The sequence below is a fragment of the Thioalkalivibrio sp. ALgr3 genome, assembly GCF_000377325.1.
In the GTDB taxonomy this organism is placed as follows: Bacteria; Pseudomonadota; Gammaproteobacteria; order Ectothiorhodospirales; family Ectothiorhodospiraceae; genus Thioalkalivibrio.
On record NZ_KB897977.1, the window covers coordinates 62,125 to 80,076 of the forward strand.

The 17,952-nt window shown below is 67.7% G+C and carries 18 protein-coding genes and 2 tRNA genes; 13 read left to right on the top strand and 7 right to left on the bottom strand.

Annotation, left to right across the window (positions count from 1 at the left end):
* Positions 1-51 precede the first annotated feature (51 nt).
* The 4 genes from C998_RS0102910 to C998_RS0102925 form a co-directional block, all read right to left on the bottom strand.
* Entirely contained in the window at positions 52-912 is an 861-nt protein-coding gene (locus C998_RS0102910) for a diiron oxygenase (RefSeq protein WP_018869353.1), read from the bottom strand.
* A 78-nt stretch (positions 913-990) separates the two neighbouring features.
* Complete coding sequence (locus C998_RS0102915) at positions 991-1,590, bottom strand: nucleoside triphosphate pyrophosphatase (RefSeq protein ID WP_018869354.1); 600 nt, start codon at positions 1,588-1,590, stop codon at positions 991-993.
* A 3-nt stretch (positions 1,591-1,593) separates the two neighbouring features.
* Complete coding sequence (oadA, locus tag C998_RS0102920) at positions 1,594-3,441, bottom strand: sodium-extruding oxaloacetate decarboxylase subunit alpha (RefSeq protein WP_018869355.1); 1,848 nt, start codon at positions 3,439-3,441, stop codon at positions 1,594-1,596.
* A 40-nt stretch (positions 3,442-3,481) separates the two neighbouring features.
* Entirely contained in the window at positions 3,482-4,912 is a 1,431-nt protein-coding gene (locus C998_RS0102925) for an acetyl/propionyl/methylcrotonyl-CoA carboxylase subunit alpha (protein ID WP_026279452.1), read from the bottom strand.
* A gap of 194 nt (positions 4,913-5,106) precedes the next feature.
* On the opposite strand from C998_RS0102925, the gene C998_RS0102930 reads away from it, so the two are divergent.
* The 11 genes from C998_RS0102930 (at position 5,107) to C998_RS0102980 (ending at position 13,581) form a co-directional block, all read left to right on the top strand.
* Positions 5,107-5,571 carry a YceD family protein gene (locus tag C998_RS0102930; RefSeq protein WP_018869357.1) on the top strand — a complete coding sequence of 155 codons (465 nt, stop codon included), beginning with the start codon at positions 5,107-5,109 and terminating at the stop codon, positions 5,569-5,571.
* Between the two features lie 104 nt (positions 5,572-5,675).
* On the top strand, positions 5,676-5,873 hold the full coding sequence (gene rpmF / locus C998_RS0102935) for a 50S ribosomal protein L32 (protein WP_018869358.1): 198 nt from the start codon (positions 5,676-5,678) through the stop codon (positions 5,871-5,873).
* Positions 5,874-5,966: 93 nt separating this feature from the next.
* The gene (plsX, locus tag C998_RS0102940) at positions 5,967-6,995 is read left to right on the top strand and encodes a phosphate acyltransferase PlsX (protein WP_018869359.1); all 1,029 of its coding nucleotides are present in this window, start codon (positions 5,967-5,969) and stop codon (positions 6,993-6,995) included.
* Positions 6,992-7,954, top strand: a complete 963-nt coding sequence (locus C998_RS0102945; protein WP_018869360.1) for a beta-ketoacyl-ACP synthase III — start codon at positions 6,992-6,994, stop codon at positions 7,952-7,954. The genes plsX and C998_RS0102945 overlap by 4 nt, the downstream gene beginning before the upstream one ends.
* A gap of 13 nt (positions 7,955-7,967) precedes the next feature.
* Positions 7,968-8,444 carry a CYTH domain-containing protein gene (locus tag C998_RS0102950; protein ID WP_018869361.1) on the top strand — a complete coding sequence of 159 codons (477 nt, stop codon included), beginning with the start codon at positions 7,968-7,970 and terminating at the stop codon, positions 8,442-8,444.
* Positions 8,437-9,102: a uracil-DNA glycosylase gene (locus C998_RS0102955; RefSeq protein ID WP_018869362.1), complete on the top strand. Its 666-nt coding sequence runs from the start codon at positions 8,437-8,439 to the stop codon at positions 9,100-9,102. The genes C998_RS0102950 and C998_RS0102955 overlap by 8 nt, the downstream gene beginning before the upstream one ends.
* A gap of 7 nt (positions 9,103-9,109) precedes the next feature.
* Positions 9,110-10,936 (top strand): excinuclease ABC subunit UvrC, encoded by a 1,827-nt coding sequence (gene uvrC / locus C998_RS0102960; RefSeq protein ID WP_018869363.1) that lies wholly within the window; start codon positions 9,110-9,112, stop codon positions 10,934-10,936.
* Between the two features lie 6 nt (positions 10,937-10,942).
* The gene (gene pgsA / locus C998_RS0102965) at positions 10,943-11,494 is read left to right on the top strand and encodes a CDP-diacylglycerol--glycerol-3-phosphate 3-phosphatidyltransferase (protein ID WP_018869364.1); all 552 of its coding nucleotides are present in this window, start codon (positions 10,943-10,945) and stop codon (positions 11,492-11,494) included.
* A gap of 65 nt (positions 11,495-11,559) precedes the next feature.
* Positions 11,560-11,635 (top strand) — tRNA-Gly (locus C998_RS0102970).
* 78 nt (positions 11,636-11,713) lie between these two features.
* Positions 11,714-11,787, top strand: a tRNA-Cys gene (locus tag C998_RS0102975).
* 174 nt (positions 11,788-11,961) lie between these two features.
* The gene (locus tag C998_RS0102980; protein ID WP_018869365.1) at positions 11,962-13,581 is read left to right on the top strand and encodes a methyl-accepting chemotaxis protein; all 1,620 of its coding nucleotides are present in this window, start codon (positions 11,962-11,964) and stop codon (positions 13,579-13,581) included.
* Positions 13,582-13,662: 81 nt separating this feature from the next.
* Here C998_RS0102980 and C998_RS0102985 read toward each other — a convergent pair whose 3' ends face one another.
* Positions 13,663-14,187: a hypothetical protein gene (locus C998_RS0102985; protein WP_018869366.1), complete on the bottom strand. Its 525-nt coding sequence runs from the start codon at positions 14,185-14,187 to the stop codon at positions 13,663-13,665.
* A 183-nt stretch (positions 14,188-14,370) separates the two neighbouring features.
* On the opposite strand from C998_RS0102985, the gene C998_RS0102990 reads away from it, so the two are divergent.
* Positions 14,371-15,558, top strand: a complete 1,188-nt coding sequence (locus C998_RS0102990; protein ID WP_018869367.1) for an NAD(P)/FAD-dependent oxidoreductase — start codon at positions 14,371-14,373, stop codon at positions 15,556-15,558.
* A gap of 8 nt (positions 15,559-15,566) precedes the next feature.
* Here the strand turns inward: C998_RS0102990 and C998_RS0102995 are convergent, their stop codons facing one another.
* Positions 15,567-16,325, bottom strand: a complete 759-nt coding sequence (locus C998_RS0102995; RefSeq protein ID WP_018869368.1) for an OmpA family protein — start codon at positions 16,323-16,325, stop codon at positions 15,567-15,569.
* Positions 16,326-16,418: 93 nt separating this feature from the next.
* Positions 16,419-17,231: a motility protein A gene (locus tag C998_RS0103000; protein ID WP_018869369.1), complete on the bottom strand. Its 813-nt coding sequence runs from the start codon at positions 17,229-17,231 to the stop codon at positions 16,419-16,421.
* 128 nt (positions 17,232-17,359) lie between these two features.
* On the opposite strand from C998_RS0103000, the gene C998_RS0103005 reads away from it, so the two are divergent.
* A complete protein-coding gene (locus C998_RS0103005; RefSeq protein WP_018869370.1) occupies positions 17,360-17,944 on the top strand; it encodes a LemA family protein in 585 nt (194 codons plus the stop codon).
* Positions 17,945-17,952: the final 8 nt, after the last annotated feature.

The window sequence follows — 17,952 nt, forward strand, 5'->3', positions numbered from 1 at the left end:
AGCGCATCGTGCCGCTCGGGATCCGTGATCCGGATCAGCGGCCGGTTCGGGTCAGCGCCAGTGCAGCACCAGGCCCTGTTCGCGCAGGAGCTGCAGGGCGGGATCCACGCAGTCGTCGATGAACGCGGCGCGCTGCGGGTTGTTGCGGGCGACACGGCAGTAGTCGGGGCCCTCGGGCAGCCCGGCCAGCTGATAGATGTCCTGCGTGGGGTAATAGAACGCGTGCACGAACTGGCGGAACACCCGGCGCATCAGCGGCCGGTACAGCATCTTCTGCCAGTTCGGCAGGGTTTCCATGTGCTGTTCCAGCGTATCCCGGGCGTGGGCCATGTGCCGCGCCTCGTCGATCATGTGCGTGGTGACCACGTCGTGCACCGTGGGGCTGATGGTCTCGCGGTGGCGGCGGATCAGCCGGTTCATGCGGTCGGGGACCTCTTCGCCGATCATCACCGCAATCCAGAACACCGCCGATTCGAACGGGGCGAAGCGTCCGACCAGCGTGGCCATGCGCGGCTTGGGGAACCGCCGGAGCGGCAGTTCCAGACCGCTGCGCCGCATGAACTCGATGAACATCAGGCTGTGACCGGCTTCTTCGCGCAGTTCGTGCAGACGGTAATTGAGCCGGTCGAGGCGGTCGGCGGAGTGCATCGAGATGCGTGCGATGCGCTCCATGAACAGCCCCTCCAGCCACAGGGCCCCGCTGATGAAGTAGATGAATTCGTATTGCGACAGGCGCCGTTTGAGCGCATCGGACAGGCGGTCGTATTCCGGCGTGCCGTACAGCGAGATGGCCGGCTCCGGGATCCAGAAATCGTCCAGGGACAACGCCTCCCATTCCACTCGCAGGAGCGGATCCTCGTAGGGCGCGCTGTTGCGGCTCAGATGGTCGAGCAGCTCCTGCGACGAATTCATCAGGGGATCACCGGGCAATGGCTGCAGTCAGTCGCGCGAATCATACCCGCAAACCGCTGCCGGACCAATGTCCCGGATTCAGGTACGCGGGGGAACGCTCACGCCCGCCGCGCGCAGCAGGGCGGCCAGCCGGATCAGGGGCAGGCCGACCAGTGCGGTGGGGTCCTCGGTGTCAATGCGTTCGAACAGGCTGATGCCAAGACCCTCCGAACGGAAACTGCCGGCGCAGTCCAGCGGCTGGTCCTGGCGTACGTACGCGGCGATCTCGGCGGCGTCCAGATCGCGGAAGGTCACCCGGCAGGGGATCTCTTCCACTTGTGCCTCGCCGGTTGCGGTGTCCAGCAGACAAAGCCCGGTGTGGAAGGTGACCGTGCCCCCCGAAAGCATTGCCAGTTGCTCGCGGGCGCTTGTTTCGTCTCCGGGTTTGCCGAGGATGCGCCCGGCATGGGCGGCGTTCTGGTCGGAACCGATGATCAGGGCGCCGCCGTGGCGCCCGCTGACCGCGCGAGCCTTGGCTTCGGCCAGGCGGCGGACCAGATCCGCCGGTGCTTCGCCGGGGTACGGCCGTTCGTCAACGGTGGGGGCATCGGTGCCGAACGGCAGCGCCAGACGCTGCAGCAGCTGTGCGCGATAGGGCGAGGTCGAGGCGAGGATGACGCTGCGTTCCGGTGATGGCATGGCTCAGTCTCCCGTGGCGACGGCGGTTTCGACCGTCACCAGCACGCACCCGGCGGTCACCGCGGCGCCGCGTTCCACATGTACTGCGGTCACGGTGCCTCCGGCGGGGGCGACGAGTTCGGATTCCATCTTCATGGCCTCGACCACCACCACCGCCTGCCCGGCCTCCACCGGGTCGCCCGGGGCCACCAGGATGTCCACCACGGTACCGGGCAGGGTAGTGGTGACATCCCCGGGACCGGCCGCCGGCCCCGCGGCGCCGCCGGCGGATGGCGCCGCGGGGTCCGGTGCGGACGTGCCCGAGGGGCGGGTGTCCAGGGTATCCAGGGTGTGCACGCCAACCTCTTCGGGCAGGCCGTCCACGCTGAGGAACAGGGTCCGGTGGCCATCGTCGCGGGGTCCGCTGCCGCGGATCTCGATCTCGTGGTCTTCGCCGTCGAGCTGCAGGATGAAACGCCGCGGCGCGGGGCAGCCGGGGCGGTCATCGCCGGGCAGGTCCAGGGGTTCCGGGGCGAGGGTCCCGGCACGCCGGTCCTCGAGGAAGCGTCGGCCGATCTCGGGGAACAGCGCGCAGGTCAGGACGTCCTCCGGCGATTCGGCCAGATCCCCGGCCTCGGCAGTGAGACGCTCCATCTCGGGTTCCAGGTGATCGGCGGGCCGTTCTTCCAGCACCGGCTCGTCGCCGATCGCCCTGCGGCGCACTTCGGCATTCACCGGTCCCGGGGCCCGGCCATAGTGCCCGCCGAGATAGCGCTTCACTTCGTTGCTGACATGGGCGTAGCGCTCTCCACCGAGTACGTTCATCACCGCCTGGGTGCCCACGATCTGCGAGGTCGGGGTGACCAGCGGCGGGTATCCGAGATCCTCGCGGACCCGCGGCACTTCCTCCAGCACCGCGTCGAAACTGTCCAGGGCACCCTGTTCGCGCAGCTGGCTGGCGAGATTCGACACCATGCCGCCGGGCACCTGGTTGACCTGAACCCGGGTGTCCACTCCGGTGAAGCGGCTCTCGAAGCGGTGGTACTTCGGCCGCACGTCGTGGAAATGGCGGGCGACGGTCTGCAGGGCTTCCAGGTCAAGGCCGGTGTCGTGTTCCGTGCCGGCCAGTGCGGCCACCATGCTCTCGGTCGGCGGGTGGCTGGTACCGCCGGCGAATGGCGTCAGCGCGGTTTCGATGTGCCGGCAGCCGGCACGGATCGCCTCCCAGTGGCACAGCTCGGACAGGCCCGAGGTCGCGTGGGCATGCAGATGCACGGGTACGTCCAGGGCGTCGACCAGTTCGGTGACCAGTTCGCGCGTGGCCGAAGGTGTCAGCAGGCCGGCCATATCCTTGATCGCGATGCTCTGCGCCCCCATGGCCGTGAGTTCGCGCGCCAGCGCCACGAACTGGCCGCTGTCATGCACCGGCCCGGTGGTGTAGCAGAGCGTGCCCTGGGCGTGGGCCCCGGCCTCGCGGGTCGCCTCGATCGCCACCCGAAGGTTTCGCGCATCGTTCATCGCGTCGAAGATGCGGATGATGTCGATCCCGCCTGCCACCGCGCGATCCACGAAGGCGCGCACCACGTCGTCGGCATAATGGCGATAGCCCAGCAGATTCTGGCCACGCAGCAGCATCTGCAGCGGGGTGCGGGGCAGGGCGGCCTTCAGGCGATGCAGCCGTTCCCACGGGTCCTCGCCCAGGTAGCGCAGGCAGGCGTCGAAGGTGGCGCCGCCCCAGACCTCCAGTGAGTGGAAACCGATGGCATCCAGCTGCGCACAGGCCGGCAGCATGTCCTCGGTCCGCAGGCGGGTCGCGATCAGGCACTGGTGCCCGTCGCGCAGGGTCACGTCGGTCAGGCGAACGCGGTCCATGGGCGGTCCATTGGCAGGTGGGAAAGGGATGGTCGGCTCATCATGCCCATGTGTGCAGGCCGTGATGGGCGGCGATCGCGGCCGCCACCAGTGCCGCCCGGCGGCGCGGATCGGGCCGCGGCCGGAGGTGTGCCAGCCCGGGTCGGGCTTCGATGAATCCGGTGTCGAAGTGGCCGCTGCGGAAATCCGGATCGTCCAGAATGGCCAGGTGGTAAGGCACGGTGCTGTGTACGCCGCGCAGTTCGAGGTCGTTCAGCGCACGCTGGCAACGGGCCAGCAGGGCGGGCCAGGTATCGGCGTGAACGATCAGCTTGGCGCACATCGAGTCGAAATTCGACGGGATCACGTAACCGTCGTACAGCGCGCTGTCGGTGCGCACCCCCGGGCCCCCGGGCGGCACGAAACGCGTGATCCGGCCCGTGTCGGGGCGGAAGTCGTTCGCCGGGTCTTCGGCATTGATGCGGAATTCGATCGCCATCCCGCGCGGATGGATGTCGGCCTGGGTGAATCCCGGTGGTTCACCGGCCGCCACGCGCAGCTGTGCCTGGACCAGATCGATGCCGGTGATCATTTCGGTGACCGGATGTTCCACCTGAAGACGCGTGTTCATCTCCATGAAATGAAAGGACCCTTCATGGTCCAGGAGGAACTCGACCGTCCCCGCGTTGCGGTAGCCCGCCGCCTCGGCGGCGCGCACCGCCAGGGCGCCGAGGTGTTCCCGCTGGTCCCTCGTCAGGGCCGGCGACGGGGCGATCTCCAGGAGTTTCTGGTGACGCCGCTGGATGGAGCAGTCGCGCTCGTACAGGTGGACGGCGCGGCCGGCGGCATCGGCGAGGATCTGGACTTCGATGTGGCGTGGATTGAGCACCGCCTTCTCGAGGAAGATCTCGGTACGCCCGAAGGCCCGCGTGGCCTCCGAACGCACGCGTTCGAACTGCCGCTCCACCGTGGCGGCGTCCTCGCACAGGCGAATCCCGCGTCCGCCGCCCCCGCTGGTCGCCTTGAGCATCACCGGGTAGCCGATGCGGTCGGCCACCACGCGGGCTTCCTCGGCATCGGCGAGGTTGCCGTCGGACCCGGGCGTAACCGGGACACCGGCCGCCTGCATGGTCGCCCGCGCGGCGACCTTGTCGCCCATGCGCCGGATGACCCCGGCCGGCGGACCCACCCAGATCAGGCCGGCCTGCGTGACGGCCTCGGCAAAATCGGCGTTTTCCGACAGAAAGCCGTAGCCCGGATGCACGGCGTCGCAACCCCGCGCCCGGGCGGCTTCCACCAGTCGGGCGATATCGAGGTAACCGGACTCGGTGTCGGGGCCGAGGTCGACCGCTTCCGCCGCGCGATGGACATGCAGGGCGTGGCGGTCGGCGTCCGTATGCACGGCCACCGGCGTGACGCCCAGCTCGCGGCAGGCGCGGATGATCCGGACGGCGATCTCGCCGCGGTTGGCGATCAGGAGTTTGCGGATCAACATCGCTCTCCGGGCGACCCTGGAAACCGCAGTATCGACACGCCCGGGGGGTGCTCGCAAGTTTCTGTTTCGGTTTGACGCCCTGTTCGCGCGCGCGCATAATCCGCGCCCTTGTACACGGTCCCGTTTGTATGAGCCGCGTCCCCGCCTCACTTGATCCGCAGCAGCCCCGCGTCCAGCAACGCGAGTTCGTCATGGACGCGCTCGTGGCCGGCGATCTGCCGCGTCTGCGTGCCGAGTCGCTGGAGGGCCATCCGCTGCATGTAGCGGCGCGTTTCGAGATCCGGCGGGGGGCGCTGGGCGAGTTGCGGCTCTCCGGGACCATCGAGGGCGAGCTGTGGCACGAGTGTCAGCGCTGTCTGCAGCCGATGGCCTGGCATTTCCGCCTGACGCCGGACGCGGTGCTGGTGCCGCTGGAGGGATCCATCGAGGGCCTCGACGCCGGTGACGACTTCATCGAGCTGGATGCCGAGGGCCTGCTGCGCCCGCGCGACTGGGTGGAGGAAGAGGTCCTGCTGGCCTGGCCGCTGGTGCCGCGCCACGAGGACTGCAACACCGGTCGGACGGACGAATTCGCCGAGGGCGAGGGACGCGAGAATCCGTTTGCGGTGCTGGCCGGGCTGAAGGACGACCTCGCCGGCCGCGGGGACGACTCCTGACCCGACCGCAGGTACCGGGGCGGGCATTCGCCGCGGTGAAACGCTATACTGCCGCCCGTTTTACGGGCTATCCGTACCAACTGGCTTCAATCTGGAGATTCATCATGGCCGTTCAGCAACGCCGCAAGACCCGTTCCAAGCGCGACATGCGCCGTTCCCACGACGGGCTCAAGGGCGCGACCCTGTCCACCGATCCGACCACGGGCGAGATCCATCGCCGGCATCACGTGACGCCGGATGGTTTCTACCGCGGCCGTCAGGTCGTGCAGCAGCCGGTCGAAGTCGACGACGACGAAGACTGAATTGCAGGACATGCGGGGGCCACGGGGTAACGGGCCTCGTGGCCCCGTTGTTTCCGGGGAGCCCCGGTTCCGGCAGCCACAACGGTACTCGGCATGAGCAGCAGCTACACCATCGCCCTGGACGTGATGGGCGGCGATCACGGCGTGTCCGTGGTGCTTCCGGCAGCGCGACGGGCCCTCAAGGGGCAGGGCGATTTCCGGCTTCAGCTGGTCGGTGACCGGGAGGTCATCGAGCCGGAACTGGAGGACTGGAACGCGTCCGAGCGCGATCGGGTGGAGATCGTCCATGCGTCCCAGGTGGTCGGCATGGAGGAACTGCCGGCCGTCGCCCTGCGGACCAAGCGCGACTCCTCCATGCGGGTCGCCATCGACCAGGTGCGCAAGGGCGAGGCCCAGGCCTGCGTGAGCGCCGGTAACACCGGCGGGCTGATGGCCACCGCGCGTTACGTGCTCAAGACCCTGCCCGGGATCGACCGGCCGGCGATCGCCACCGCCCTGCCGTCGATGAACGCCCATACCCACATGCTGGATCTGGGCGCCAACGTCGATGTCGAGGCCGAGCACCTGTATCAGTTCGCGGTGATGGGGTCGGTGCTGGCGAAGGCCGTGGACGGCCTGGACAGCCCGCGGGTCGGTCTGCTGAACATCGGTTCGGAGGCGATCAAGGGCAACGACCGCGTGCGCGAAGCCGGGCGCATGCTCGAGGAGTCCTCACTGAACTACGTCGGTTTTGTCGAGGGCAACGATGTCTACTGCGGTGACGTCGACGTGGTGGTCTGCGACGGCTTCGTCGGCAACGTCGCGCTGAAGACCAGCGAAGGCGTGGCGAAAATGATCACCAGCAACATGAAGGCCGAGTTCCGCAGCTCGCTGTACTCGCGTCTGGCCGGGTTGATGGCCCTGCCGGTGCTGCGCCGACTGCGCCAGCGGTTCGATCACCGGCGCTATAACGGTGCCTCGCTGCTGGGGCTGCAGGGCATCGTCATCAAGAGTCATGGGAGCGCGGATTCGCTGGCCTTCGCCAATGCTATCCGCATCGCGCGGATCGAGGCCGAGGCCAATATCGCGACCCGCATCGACAAGCAGCTGGAGCGGCTGCTGCGGCAGGAGACGCCGGAGTGAACCACGCCCGTATTGCCGGAACCGGGAGCTACCTCCCCGAGCGCATCCTCACCAACGAGGAACTGGAATCCATGGTCGAGACCTCCGACGCCTGGATCCGCGAGCGCACGGGGATCCGCGAGCGGCACATCGCCGCGGAAGAGGAGCTGACCTCGGATCTGGCGCTGCAGGCGTCGCAGCGTGCTCTGGATGCAGCCGGCCTGAAGGCCTCCGACCTGGACCTGATCCTGGTGGCGACCACGACGCCCGACCAGATCTTCCCCAGCACCGCCTGTATCCTGCAGGCCAAGCTGGGCATCGGTGGCTGCCCGGCGTTCGATATCCAGGCGGTGTGCAGCGGCTTCGTGTACGCCCTGGCGACTGCCGACCGTTTCATGCGCAATGGCGGGCCACGGCACGTGCTGGTGGTGGGGGCCGAGACGCTGTCGCGCATCACCGATTACACCGACCGCTCGAACTGCATCCTGTGGGGCGATGGTGCCGGCGCGGTGGTTCTCTCGCGGTCCACGGATCCCGGCATCATCTCCACCCATCTGCATGCCGACGGCCAGCACCGGTCCCTGCTGGAAGTCCCGGGGGGGATTTCGCAGCCCGGTGACAACCCCGATCTGGACTTTATCCGCATGGAAGGCCGGGCGGTGTTCCGCGTGGCGGTCAATACCCTGGACCAGATCGTCGACGAGACCCTGGAGCACAACGGGATCGACAAGTCGGAACTGGACTGGCTGGTCCCGCATCAGGCCAACATCCGCATCATCCAGGCCACCGCGAAGAAGCTGAACATGTCCATGGATGACGTGGTGGTCACCGTGGATCGACACGGAAACACCTCGGCGGCCTCGGTGCCACTGGCGCTGGACACGGCGGTACGCGACGGACGCATCAAGCGCGGGGACCTGATCCTGACCGAGGCCTTCGGCGGCGGCTTCACCTGGGGCTCGGCCCTGATCCGCATGTAGGGGAAACACCGACATGGGACGCGAAATCGAACGCAAGTTCCTGCTGACAGGGGACGGCTGGCGCGAACAGGCGCACCGTTCCTGTTACATGCGCCAGGGCTACCTGTGCGGCAACGACCGGGCGTCCATCCGCGTTCGGGTGGAGTCGGGGGCCGCCAATCTCAACATCAAGAGCGCGACCCTGGGTGTGGAGCGCGACGAATACCAGTACCCGGTTCCGGAAGCCGAAGCACACACAATGCTGGATACCCTTGCCGGAGCGCAGGTGGAGAAGACCCGCCACTGGGTCGATCACCACGGCTGGGTGTTCGAGGTGGACGAATTCCACGGCGCGAATGCGGGGCTGATCGTCGCCGAGCTGGAACTCGACGATGCGGACGCCGAATTTCCGCGTCCGGATTGGCTCGGCGACGAGGTCTCGCACGATCCGCGCTATTACAACACCGAACTGGCGCGCCACCCCTACAGCGAGTGGGAGCGGGGTGAGTAACCCGGCGGAGGGGGCGCCATCCCCGGAACCGCCCGGGGGGTTCGCCCCCGACTGTCGACGCTGTTCCCGCCTGGCACAGTTCCTCGACGAGGTGCGTGCGGAGCACCCCGGCTACCATGCGGCTCCGGTGCCGTCGTTCGGACCGGCCGATGCAAGCCTGCTGATCGTCGGCCTCGCCCCCGGAATGCACGGCGCCAACGCGACGGGGCGGCCGTTCACCGGCGATTATGCCGGCATCCTGCTGTACGCCACCCTGCACGAATACGGTTTTGCCAGCGCGCCCGAGAGCGAACGGGCCGATGACGGCCTGATGCTGCTCGACTGCCGCATCACCAATGCGGTGAAATGCCTGCCACCGCAGAACCGTCCGACCACCGCCGAGATCCGCGAATGCAACGGCTACCTGGCGGCGGAGATCGCCGGGGTTCGTCCGCGCGTGATCCTGGCGCTGGGCAAGGTCGCCCACGATGCGGTGCTGCGCACGCGCGGGCTGGCACTTGCCCGGCACCCGTTTGCCCACGCCGCGGAGCACCGGCTGGATGACGACATCGTGCTGGTGGACTCCTATCACTGCTCGCGCTACAACACCCAGACCGGGCGCCTGACCCCGGCGATGTTCCGGACGCTGTTCGCCCGCATCCGTGAACAGGTATCCTGACAGCGCCATGAGCGCGCCAGAGACCGGATTCGACCCCGAACCCTTCCTCGAGAACCTGACCCGTTCGCCCGGCGTGTACCAGATGCTGGACGTGGACGGGAAGGTGCTCTATGTGGGCAAGGCCCGCAACCTCCGCAGCCGCGTCACCAGCTATTTCCGCGGCGGGGATGACCGCGGTCCGCGCATCCGTTCGATGGTGCGGCAGATCGCGGACATCCGCATCGCGGTCACGCACACCGAATCCGAGGCGCTGCTGCTGGAGGCCAATCTCATCAAGCAGCACCGGCCGCGCTACAACGTGCTGCTGCGCGATGACAAGAGCTATCCCTATATCTTTGTTTCCGGCCACGAGTATCCGCGTCTGGGGTTTCATCGCGGGGCGAAGAAAAAGGGTGTGCGCTATTTCGGGCCCTATCCATCGGCCGGGGCGGTGCGCGAAAGTCTCGCACTGCTGCAGAAGCTGTTTCAGGTGCGCCAGTGCGAGGACAGCGTGTTCGCGCATCGCAGTCGGCCCTGCCTGCAGTACCAGATCGGTCGCTGTACCGCCCCCTGCGTGGACTATATTTCACCGGAGGAGTATGCCCGCGACGTCGAGGCCAGCGTGCGTTTCCTGGAGGGTGACAGCGAGGCGGTGATCGGTGATCTGATGGAACGCATGGAGTCCGCCTCGGCCGCACTCGAGTTCGAGAAGGCGGCGCGCCTGCGCGATCAGATCGGCCGGCTGCGCGAGATCTCGCAGCAGCAGTTTGTCGCCGGCGGCGAGGGCAATGCCGACGTGATCGCCCTGGCGCAGTCGGGCGGGAGTTTCGCGGTGGAGGTGTTCTTCGTACGCAATGGCCAGAACCTGGGCAACAGCGAGCTGTTCCCGGACGTGCCGGAGGCGGCCGGCCACGACGAGATCATGGCGGCCGTGCTGGCGCAGTACTATGCCGAACGCGAGCCCCCGCCGCAGGTGCTGCTGTCGCATGAACCCGAGGGGGCCGAGGCCCTCGAAACCCTGCTTGGCGAGCGCCGCGGGGCACGCGTGCGGCTGGCGTGGTCGCTGCGGGGCGAACGCGCACGCTGGGTCGACATGGCGCAGCGCAATGCCGAGCAGGCCCTGAAGACCCGGTTGGCCAGTCAGGCCGGGCAGACCGCGCGCCTGGATGCGCTCACCGCAGAGCTCGAACTGGAGGCGCCGCCGCGGCGCATGGAATGCTTCGACATCTCGCACACCCGCGGCGAGGGCACCGTGGCGTCCTGCGTGGTGTTCGGGCCGGAAGGGCCGATCAAGTCCGATTACCGGCGCTTCAACATTGAAGGGATCGAGCCGGGCGATGACTATGCCGCGATGCACCAGGCGCTCAGTCGCCGTTTCGCGCGCCTGAAAAAGGGCGAGGGCCGGGAACCGGACATCCTGTTCATCGACGGGGGCAAGGGGCAGGTCACCCAGGCCCTGAACGTGCTGGCCGATCTGGGGCTGGATCACATCCGGGTGGTCGGGGTGGCCAAGGGCGAAGAACGCCGGCCCGGCATGGAAACCCTGGTGTTGAGCGGGGTGGAGGCGCCTTCTATACTGCCGCCCCATTCGAGTGCACTGCACCTGATTCAGCAGATCCGTGACGAGGCCCATCGTTTCGCGATCAGCGGTCATCGGGCGCGGCGGGCGAAGGCGCGCAAGGAGTCCACCCTCGAGTCGATTCGCGGGCTGGGGCCCAAGCGTCGCACTGCGTTGCTCAAGCACTTTGGCGGGCTGCGCGGGGTATCCCGCGCGGGGGTCGACGAGCTGGCCAAGGTGCCCGGCATCAATCGTCGCCTGGCGCAGGCGATCTACGACCAGTTCCACGAGGCCTGATCCGACATGTTTCCACGACTCCCCACCTGGCTGACCTGGTCGCGCATCGTGATGATCCCGCTGATGATCGGGGCCTTCTATGCGCTGCCGATGCCGGCGGCGGGGATCGTGGCGGCCATCATCTTTGCGCTGGCCGCGGTGACCGACTGGCTGGACGGTTATCTGGCCCGGCGCTGGTCGGTGACCAGCCGCTTCGGCGCCTTTCTCGATCCGGTGGCGGACAAGCTGATCGTCGCTGCCGCGCTGGTGCTTGTGGTGGACCACAACCCCGGTGTGGGGCTGGCGCTGGCCGCGATCGTGATCATCGGTCGCGAGATCGCGATCTCGGCACTGCGGGAATGGATGGCCGAAGTCGGGACCAGCGCGAAGGTGGCGGTTTCCTGGATCGGCAAGTTCAAGACCAGTGCCCAGATGGTGGCCATCTTTCTGCTTCTGTGGGCCGAGCCGGTGGCGGGACTGTCGCTGTTCCTGATCGGGGAATGGCTGCTGTATCTGGCGGCGGTGCTGACGCTGGTGTCCATGGTGCAGTACATGCTGGCCGCGGCCCGGGACGCCTGAACGAATTTTTCGTATCCGGTGTTGACGAAGCCGACGCTGTCTGTAGAATACGCATTTGTCGACGGGCGGGAATAGCTCAGCTGGTAGAGCACAACCTTGCCAAGGTTGGGGTCGCGAGTTCGAATCTCGTTTCCCGCTCCAAACGATTTCCCGAAGCCCCGGCACCGCCGGGGCTTTCTGTTTCGGCGGCATCCAAGACCGTCGAACAAGCCTTGCCCCGGCTGGGTGGCAGAGTGGTGATGCAGCGGACTGCAAATCCGCGTACCTCGGTTCGATTCCGGGCCCAGCCTCCATCTTCGATTGCAGGCCCGCCGGCTTTATGCTGGCGGGCCTTTTCGTTTGCGGGGTGCCTGCCGGGTCTTCGCCGGTCCCTTCGGGCATTCAAGGTTGGGGCCGAACGGCCGAAAACCCGGATGGAGGCGCCGGTGAATCCGGGCGCCCGCAATCCATGACCTCGGGGTAACTGCATGCTGCGTCGCCTGTACGACCTTCCCATCTGGCTGAGGCTGCTCGGCGTCATCTGGCTGATCCTGGTCTTCGTCTGGTCCGGCATGATCGGATGGGCGGTGCTGGAGCAGCGTGACACCGCCCAGGAGCAGGCCGGGCATTTTGCCGGCAGTCTGCACGAGATGACCTGGGCCGGACTGACGACCCTGATGATCACCGGCACCATGGACTCGCGCCACGAATTCATGGATCAGATCCAGGAAATGGGTGATGTTCGCGACCTGCGCGCGATCCGCGCCGCGTCGGTCACCGAGCAGTGGGGTGAAGGGACGGCCGACAGCGAACCTCGTGATGCGGTCGAGCGCGAGGTCCTGGATACCGGAGAACCCTTTGTCGAGGTGGATCGCGAGCGCGACGAGCTGCGCGTGGTGAAACCGATCCGCAATCATCGCGAATACCTGGGACGCAACTGCATGGCGTGTCACGGTGCTGCGGAAGAAGACGAGGTTCTCGGAGCCACGTCCATGCGTCTCGACATGACCGAGGTGCACGAGGGGGCGACGAATTTCGGGATCCAGCTGTTCGGCTTCGCGATCCTGGTCAGCCTGCCGCTGCTGGGTGCGATCTTTCTGTTCATCCGGCGTTTCGTCACGCAGCCCCTGGCCGAGATGACGGAAGGGTTGCGTGACATCGCCGGGGGCGGGGGCGATCTGACCCGGCGGCTGGACGTGCACGGCGATGACGAGGTCGGGCGCGCGGCCCGGGCGTTCAACGACGTGATGGAACAGTTCCGTTCCCTGATCGGCGCGGTGGTCGGTTCCAGCGGGCAGCTGACTTCGGCGGCCGAAGAGGTCTCGAACGTGTCCGACCGCACGCGCGAAGGCGGGGATCGTCAGCGTCGGGAGATCGAGCAGGTGGCCACGTCGATGAACGAGATGAGCGCCACGGCCCAGGACGTGGCCCGCAACTCGCAATCGGCGACCGAGGCGGCGCACCGCTCGCTGGAATCCACGCGCAGTGGCCAGGAGGTCGTGCAGCGGACCGTAACCGGGATCGAGCAGCTGGCCTCCGAGGTGCATCGCGCCGCGGAGGCAATCCAGCGGGTCGAGCAGGATTCGGAGAGCATCGGCAAGGTACTGCAGGTGATCCAGGAGATCGCCGAACAGACCAATCTGCTGGCGCTGAATGCCGCGATCGAGGCCGCGCGTGCCGGAGAGGCGGGACGTGGGTTCGCGGTGGTGGCCGACGAAGTACGGGCCCTCGCGTCGCGTACGCATGAATCCACGGAGGAGATCCGGCGCACGGTCGAGACCCTGCAGGGGGGCACGCGCAATGCCGTGGAGGTGATGCAGGCCGGCGAGGAACGGGCACGCGCGACCGTGGATCAGGCCGGCGAGGCCGGTTCGGCGCTGGAGGACATCCGCGAGGCGGTGCAGTCGATCACCGAGATGATTGACCAGATCGCCAGCGCGGCCGAGCAGCAGAGCCAGGTCGCCGAGACCATCAACCGCAATGTCACCACGGTGACCGAGGAGGCCGAGCAGAACGCCGAGGGGGCGAGCCAGGCCAGCGATTCGGCAGCGGAACTGATGCGCCTGGCGCGCGAGCTGCAGGAGATGACCCGGCGCTTCCGCGTATGAGGTTTGTCACCCGTCCGGTGGTGGAGGGTGATGCGGGCGACCCGCCGCGGCAGGGCGGGCGCGATCAGCTGGGCCGGGCGGTCAGACCTGGATGTCCAGAGTGGAGCCCGCAGTGTTGATGCCGCGGTTGTCCATGGTTCCGTCGGGCATCAGGGTGGCGGCCAGGTTGTTCTCGGCCGCCTGCTCCTCTTCGCGGGCTGCGAGTTCGGCGGATCGGGCGTCACCGTTGTCGGAAGCACCGTCGACGCTGCTTGCCTCGTCGGTGGCGCTGACGGCGTTACCGCCCTCGGGCCCGTTGATGGCACCGGCGGCCGTGGCCCCGCCCGCGGCGTTCGTTTCCTGGGTGCCGCTGACCTGAGCGATGCCACGCGCGGCCGAGGGGTTGTCGGCGGCCTGAGCCGACGGGCCGGCTCCGCCCTGGTTGGCGCCGATCGCCGCGGCCTGCCCCGGCTGGGTCTGTTGTGCCCCGGGCGTAGCCTGGTTCGCCTGGGCCGAGCCCGGCTGCTGGGCCCCCGGGGCGCGGTTCTGGTCCGTGTTCTGGCTGGCATTCACGGCCGCCGCCTGGCTGGCCATCGCGGCCGGATTGGGTCCGATCCCGTTGATCATGGGTCGCTCCTGTCGAGGTTGGCCGTCGGCCGGTCCATGCGGGGAGGCCGGGCCCGGGTCGGTGCCCGGTCGGGCGCATGGATACAGCCGGGCGCCTGCTACGTGCTCCTTTTCCAGTATAGAACAATCAAGGGGCAGCGTGCCGCCGGTCACCCGCGCGCGGCTCCGGTAGAATGCCGCCCCATGAATGAAACGACGGAAATCTTCGATGTCGCGGTGATCGGGGCCGGGGCCGCGGGCATGATGTGCGCGGCGGTAGCGGGAGCCCGCGGGCGCCGCGTGGTCCTTCTGGATCACGCGGACCGGGCCGGCAAGAAGATCCTGATGTCCGGGGGCGGCCGCTGCAACTTCACGAACATGGATTGCGGGCCGGAGAACTTCCTGTCCGCGAATCCGCACTTCGTGAAATCGGCCCTGGCGCGCTACACGCCCTGGGATTTCGTGGCCCTGGTGGCGGCGCACGGGATCCCGTATCACGAGAAGAAGCTCGGTCAGCTGTTCTGCGACCATTCGTCGAAGGACATCGTGCGCATGCTGCTGGACGAATGCGCCACGGCCGGGGTGACCCTGCGGACGTCCACGCCCGTGGAGGTTGTATCCGATCAGGCGCCGTGGCGCCTGCGCACGCCGTCCGCGGTCATCGAGGCCGAGTCCCTGGTGATCGCGACCGGCGGCTATCCGATCCCGCGGATGGGCGCCACGGGCTTCGGCCTGGACCTGGCGCAACGGCTGGATATCCCGCTGGAGCCGACGCGGCCCGCGCTGGTTCCGCTGACCCTGGACGGTGACGCACGCGCGGCGGTCGAGGCGCTGTCCGGCATTGCGCTGGACGCGGTGGCCGAGGCGGGCGATGCGGGCTTTCGCGAGAATGTGCTGTTCACCCACCGGGGCGTGAGCGGTCCGGCGATCCTCCAGGTTTCCTCGTACTGGCAGCCGGGGCAATCGGTGACGGTGGATTTCTTCCCCGGCGAGTCCCTGGAACAGGGGCTGCGCGCAGCGCGCGAAGAGACGCCGAAGCGCCAGCTGCGTCGGGTGCTGGGCGAATGGCTCACCCGGCGGGTCGCCCGGCACTGGCTGGATCCGCAGGTGGCGGAGCGGCCGCTGGAGCGTTTCTCCGACGCCGAGCTGGCCGCGCTGGCCGGTCGTTTTCAGCCCTGGGTGTTCACGCCGTCGGGGACCGAGGGCTATGCCCGTGCGGAGGTCATGGCCGGGGGCGTGGACACCCGCGCCCTGTCGTCGCGCACCTGCGAGGCAAAGGGATGCCCGGGGCTCTATTTCATCGGCGAGGTGGTGGATGTCACCGGGCATCTCGGGGGCCACAATTTCCAGTGGGCCTGGGCCTCCGGTCACGCTGCCGGCGAGGTCGCCTGATCCGGGCCTCAGGAATCGGCAGGGGTTTCGAGCACGATGGAAACGCGGCGGTTCTCCGCACGCCCTTCCGGGGTGTCGTTGTCGGCCACCGGGCGGGTGTCCGCGTGGCCGACCGCCTGCAGGATGCCGGGGTCGATGCCGCGGTCGACGAGATAACGCACCACACCGCTGGCGCGCGCCGAGGAGAGTTCCCAGTTCGACGGGAAGCGCGGGGTCGCAATGGGCACGTTGTCCGTATGGCCCTCGATGGTCACGCGACCCTCATGTTCTTCCAGCAGCGGAAGGAGGTCGTCCAGCAGTGCCTGCCCGTCGGCGGCCAGGTCGGCCTGCGCGGTGGCGAACAGGATGTCGTCCTGGATCCGCAGCTCGATGCTGCCGGGCTGTTCGATGACCTCGACGCCCTCCGGCGCGCGGTCGCGCATGTCGCGCACCGCCTCGGGGTCGGCCTCCGGTGGCGGGTCGTCCGCCGGGGTCGCCACGGGCGAGGGCGGATCGGCGGCCAGCGGCGGGTCTTCGACCGGCCCGGGGGGCACTTCCGGGGCCTCGGGTGACAGCCGGAACAGGCGCGGATCGACCAGGTTGGAGAGGTCGCGATAGACCAGCTCCACCGGGTCGTCATCGGCGGCACGGATGCTTTCGTCCCGCGGTTCGGCGAAGGTCAGCATGATCACGAAGACCACGATCACCAGGGTCAGGACGTCGAGGTAGGTCAGGATCCAGGCGTGTTCGTCCTCGCGCAGGCTTTCCCCGCTGCGTCCGGTCTCCACTGCGAGCGTCTCCCGCGGGAGGACATGGTCTCCCTCGCGGGCGGGCTCCCGGGCCGACGGGGTTGATTGCGGCTCGCCGTGGGTGGCCATGGTTCAGCGTCCGCCGCTCTCCGCTTCGTCTTCCGCGACGGACGGTGCCTGCCGGATTTCATCGTGGTGGTTCTCGGCGAACGAACGCAGGGTCTCGCGGATGTAGCCGGGGGTGCGGCCCTTGCGCATCAGCATGATGCCCTCCAGCACCATGGTCATGACCACCACCCGTTCCTCGGTACGCCGTTCCAGCTTGATGGCGATCGGCCGGAACACCAGGTTGGCCAGCAGAATGCCGTAGAAGGTGGTGATCAGGGCAATGCCGAGGTTCACCGCGATCACCGCGAAGTCGTCGGTGTCGGTGGTCAGCAGCAGGTTGATCAGGCCCAGCAGGGTCCCCAGCATGCCGAAGGCCGGCGCGTAGGTGGCCATGGTGCGATAGACCTGGGCCTCGGCGAGTTCGCGTGCGCGCAGCCGCGCCAGGCGCCAGTGCAGCAGGTCGGACACGTCTTCCATCGGGGTGTCGTCGATCACCAGCTGCACCCCGGTTTTCAGGAAGGGGTTGCGCAGGGTCTCCAGCCGTTCCTGCACCCGGGCCAGGTTCTGTGCGAACCACAGGCGCGAGACCTCGACGATCTCCTCCATGTCCTGAGTGACGTCGTAGCGCTCGTCGCGGATGACCGTGGCCGCGAGACGGAACACCCGCACCAGCTCGTGCAGGGGGTAGCTGAGCAGGGTGGCCGCCAGGGTCCCTCCGAGCACGATGCCGAGGCCGGGAAGGTTGAGGAACACCAGCAGGTCCTGGCTGGTAAAGGCGATGATGCTGACGAACAGCACGACGCCGCCGATCATGCCCAGCAGGGACGAAAGATTCATGAGAGCCGCCGCCGGAGTGAGTGTATGTCCGCCAAGGATAAACGTCCCGCGTCCGCGCGTCGCGCTCGCGAGTGGGCGGCGTAACGCGTACACTGCCAAGACCTCGTTACAAGCATGGGAGAAGCGACATGGAATGGGTCCTGCTCGGGATCGTGATCCTCCTGGTGATCTGGGGGGTGTGGACGTACAACCGCCTGGTGACGTCGCGCAATCGCTATCAGAACGCGTTCGCGCAGATCGATGTGCAGCTCAACCGCCGGTATGACCTGATCCCCAATCTGGTGAAGGTCGCGGCTCGCTACATGGCCCACGAAAAGGACACCCTGGAAGCGGTGATCGAGGCCCGCAATCAGGCCCAGAGCAGCCTGCAGAAGGCGGCGGCCGATCCATCCAACCCCGAGGCCATGCGCGAGCTGTCGCAGTCCGAACAGGGTCTGTCCGGCGCGCTCGGGCGTCTGTTCGCACTGTCCGAGGCCTATCCCGACCTCAAGGCGAACGAAAACATGATGCAGCTCTCCGAGGAGCTCAGCAGCACCGAGAACCGCATCGCCTACGCGCGGCAGGCATTCAACGACGCGGTGATGAGTTACAACATCCTGCGCGAGATGTTCCCCAACAGCCTGATCGCGAACAACTTCGGTTTCCGTCGCGCCGAGCTGCTGGAAATCGAGGATCCGCAGCGCCGGGAGGCGGTCGAGGTCAACTTCCAGTAAGCGAGCCC

What these genes read in the sequence shown, in the direction of transcription:
- C998_RS0102910 (WP_018869353.1), bottom strand. Translation starts at nt 912, where the DNA reads ATGAATTCGTCGCAGGAGCTGCTCGACCATCTGAGCCGCAACAGCGCG.
- C998_RS0102915 (WP_018869354.1), bottom strand. Translation starts at nt 1,590, where the DNA reads ATGCCATCACCGGAACGCAGCGTCATCCTCGCCTCGACCTCGCCCTAT.
- oadA (WP_018869355.1), bottom strand. Translation starts at nt 3,441, where the DNA reads ATGGACCGCGTTCGCCTGACCGACGTGACCCTGCGCGACGGGCACCAG.
- C998_RS0102930 (WP_018869357.1), top strand. Translation starts at nt 5,107, where the DNA reads ATGGACGCGCTCGTGGCCGGCGATCTGCCGCGTCTGCGTGCCGAGTCG.
- rpmF (WP_018869358.1), top strand. Translation starts at nt 5,676, where the DNA reads ATGGCCGTTCAGCAACGCCGCAAGACCCGTTCCAAGCGCGACATGCGC.
- plsX (WP_018869359.1), top strand. Translation starts at nt 5,967, where the DNA reads ATGAGCAGCAGCTACACCATCGCCCTGGACGTGATGGGCGGCGATCAC.
- C998_RS0102950 (WP_018869361.1), top strand. Translation starts at nt 7,968, where the DNA reads ATGGGACGCGAAATCGAACGCAAGTTCCTGCTGACAGGGGACGGCTGG.
- uvrC (WP_018869363.1), top strand. Translation starts at nt 9,110, where the DNA reads ATGAGCGCGCCAGAGACCGGATTCGACCCCGAACCCTTCCTCGAGAAC.
- pgsA (WP_018869364.1), top strand. Translation starts at nt 10,943, where the DNA reads ATGTTTCCACGACTCCCCACCTGGCTGACCTGGTCGCGCATCGTGATG.
- C998_RS0102980 (WP_018869365.1), top strand. Translation starts at nt 11,962, where the DNA reads ATGCTGCGTCGCCTGTACGACCTTCCCATCTGGCTGAGGCTGCTCGGC.
- C998_RS0102985 (WP_018869366.1), bottom strand. Translation starts at nt 14,187, where the DNA reads ATGATCAACGGGATCGGACCCAATCCGGCCGCGATGGCCAGCCAGGCG.
- C998_RS0102990 (WP_018869367.1), top strand. Translation starts at nt 14,371, where the DNA reads ATGAATGAAACGACGGAAATCTTCGATGTCGCGGTGATCGGGGCCGGG.
- C998_RS0103000 (WP_018869369.1), bottom strand. Translation starts at nt 17,231, where the DNA reads ATGAATCTTTCGTCCCTGCTGGGCATGATCGGCGGCGTCGTGCTGTTC.
- C998_RS0103005 (WP_018869370.1), top strand. Translation starts at nt 17,360, where the DNA reads ATGGAATGGGTCCTGCTCGGGATCGTGATCCTCCTGGTGATCTGGGGG.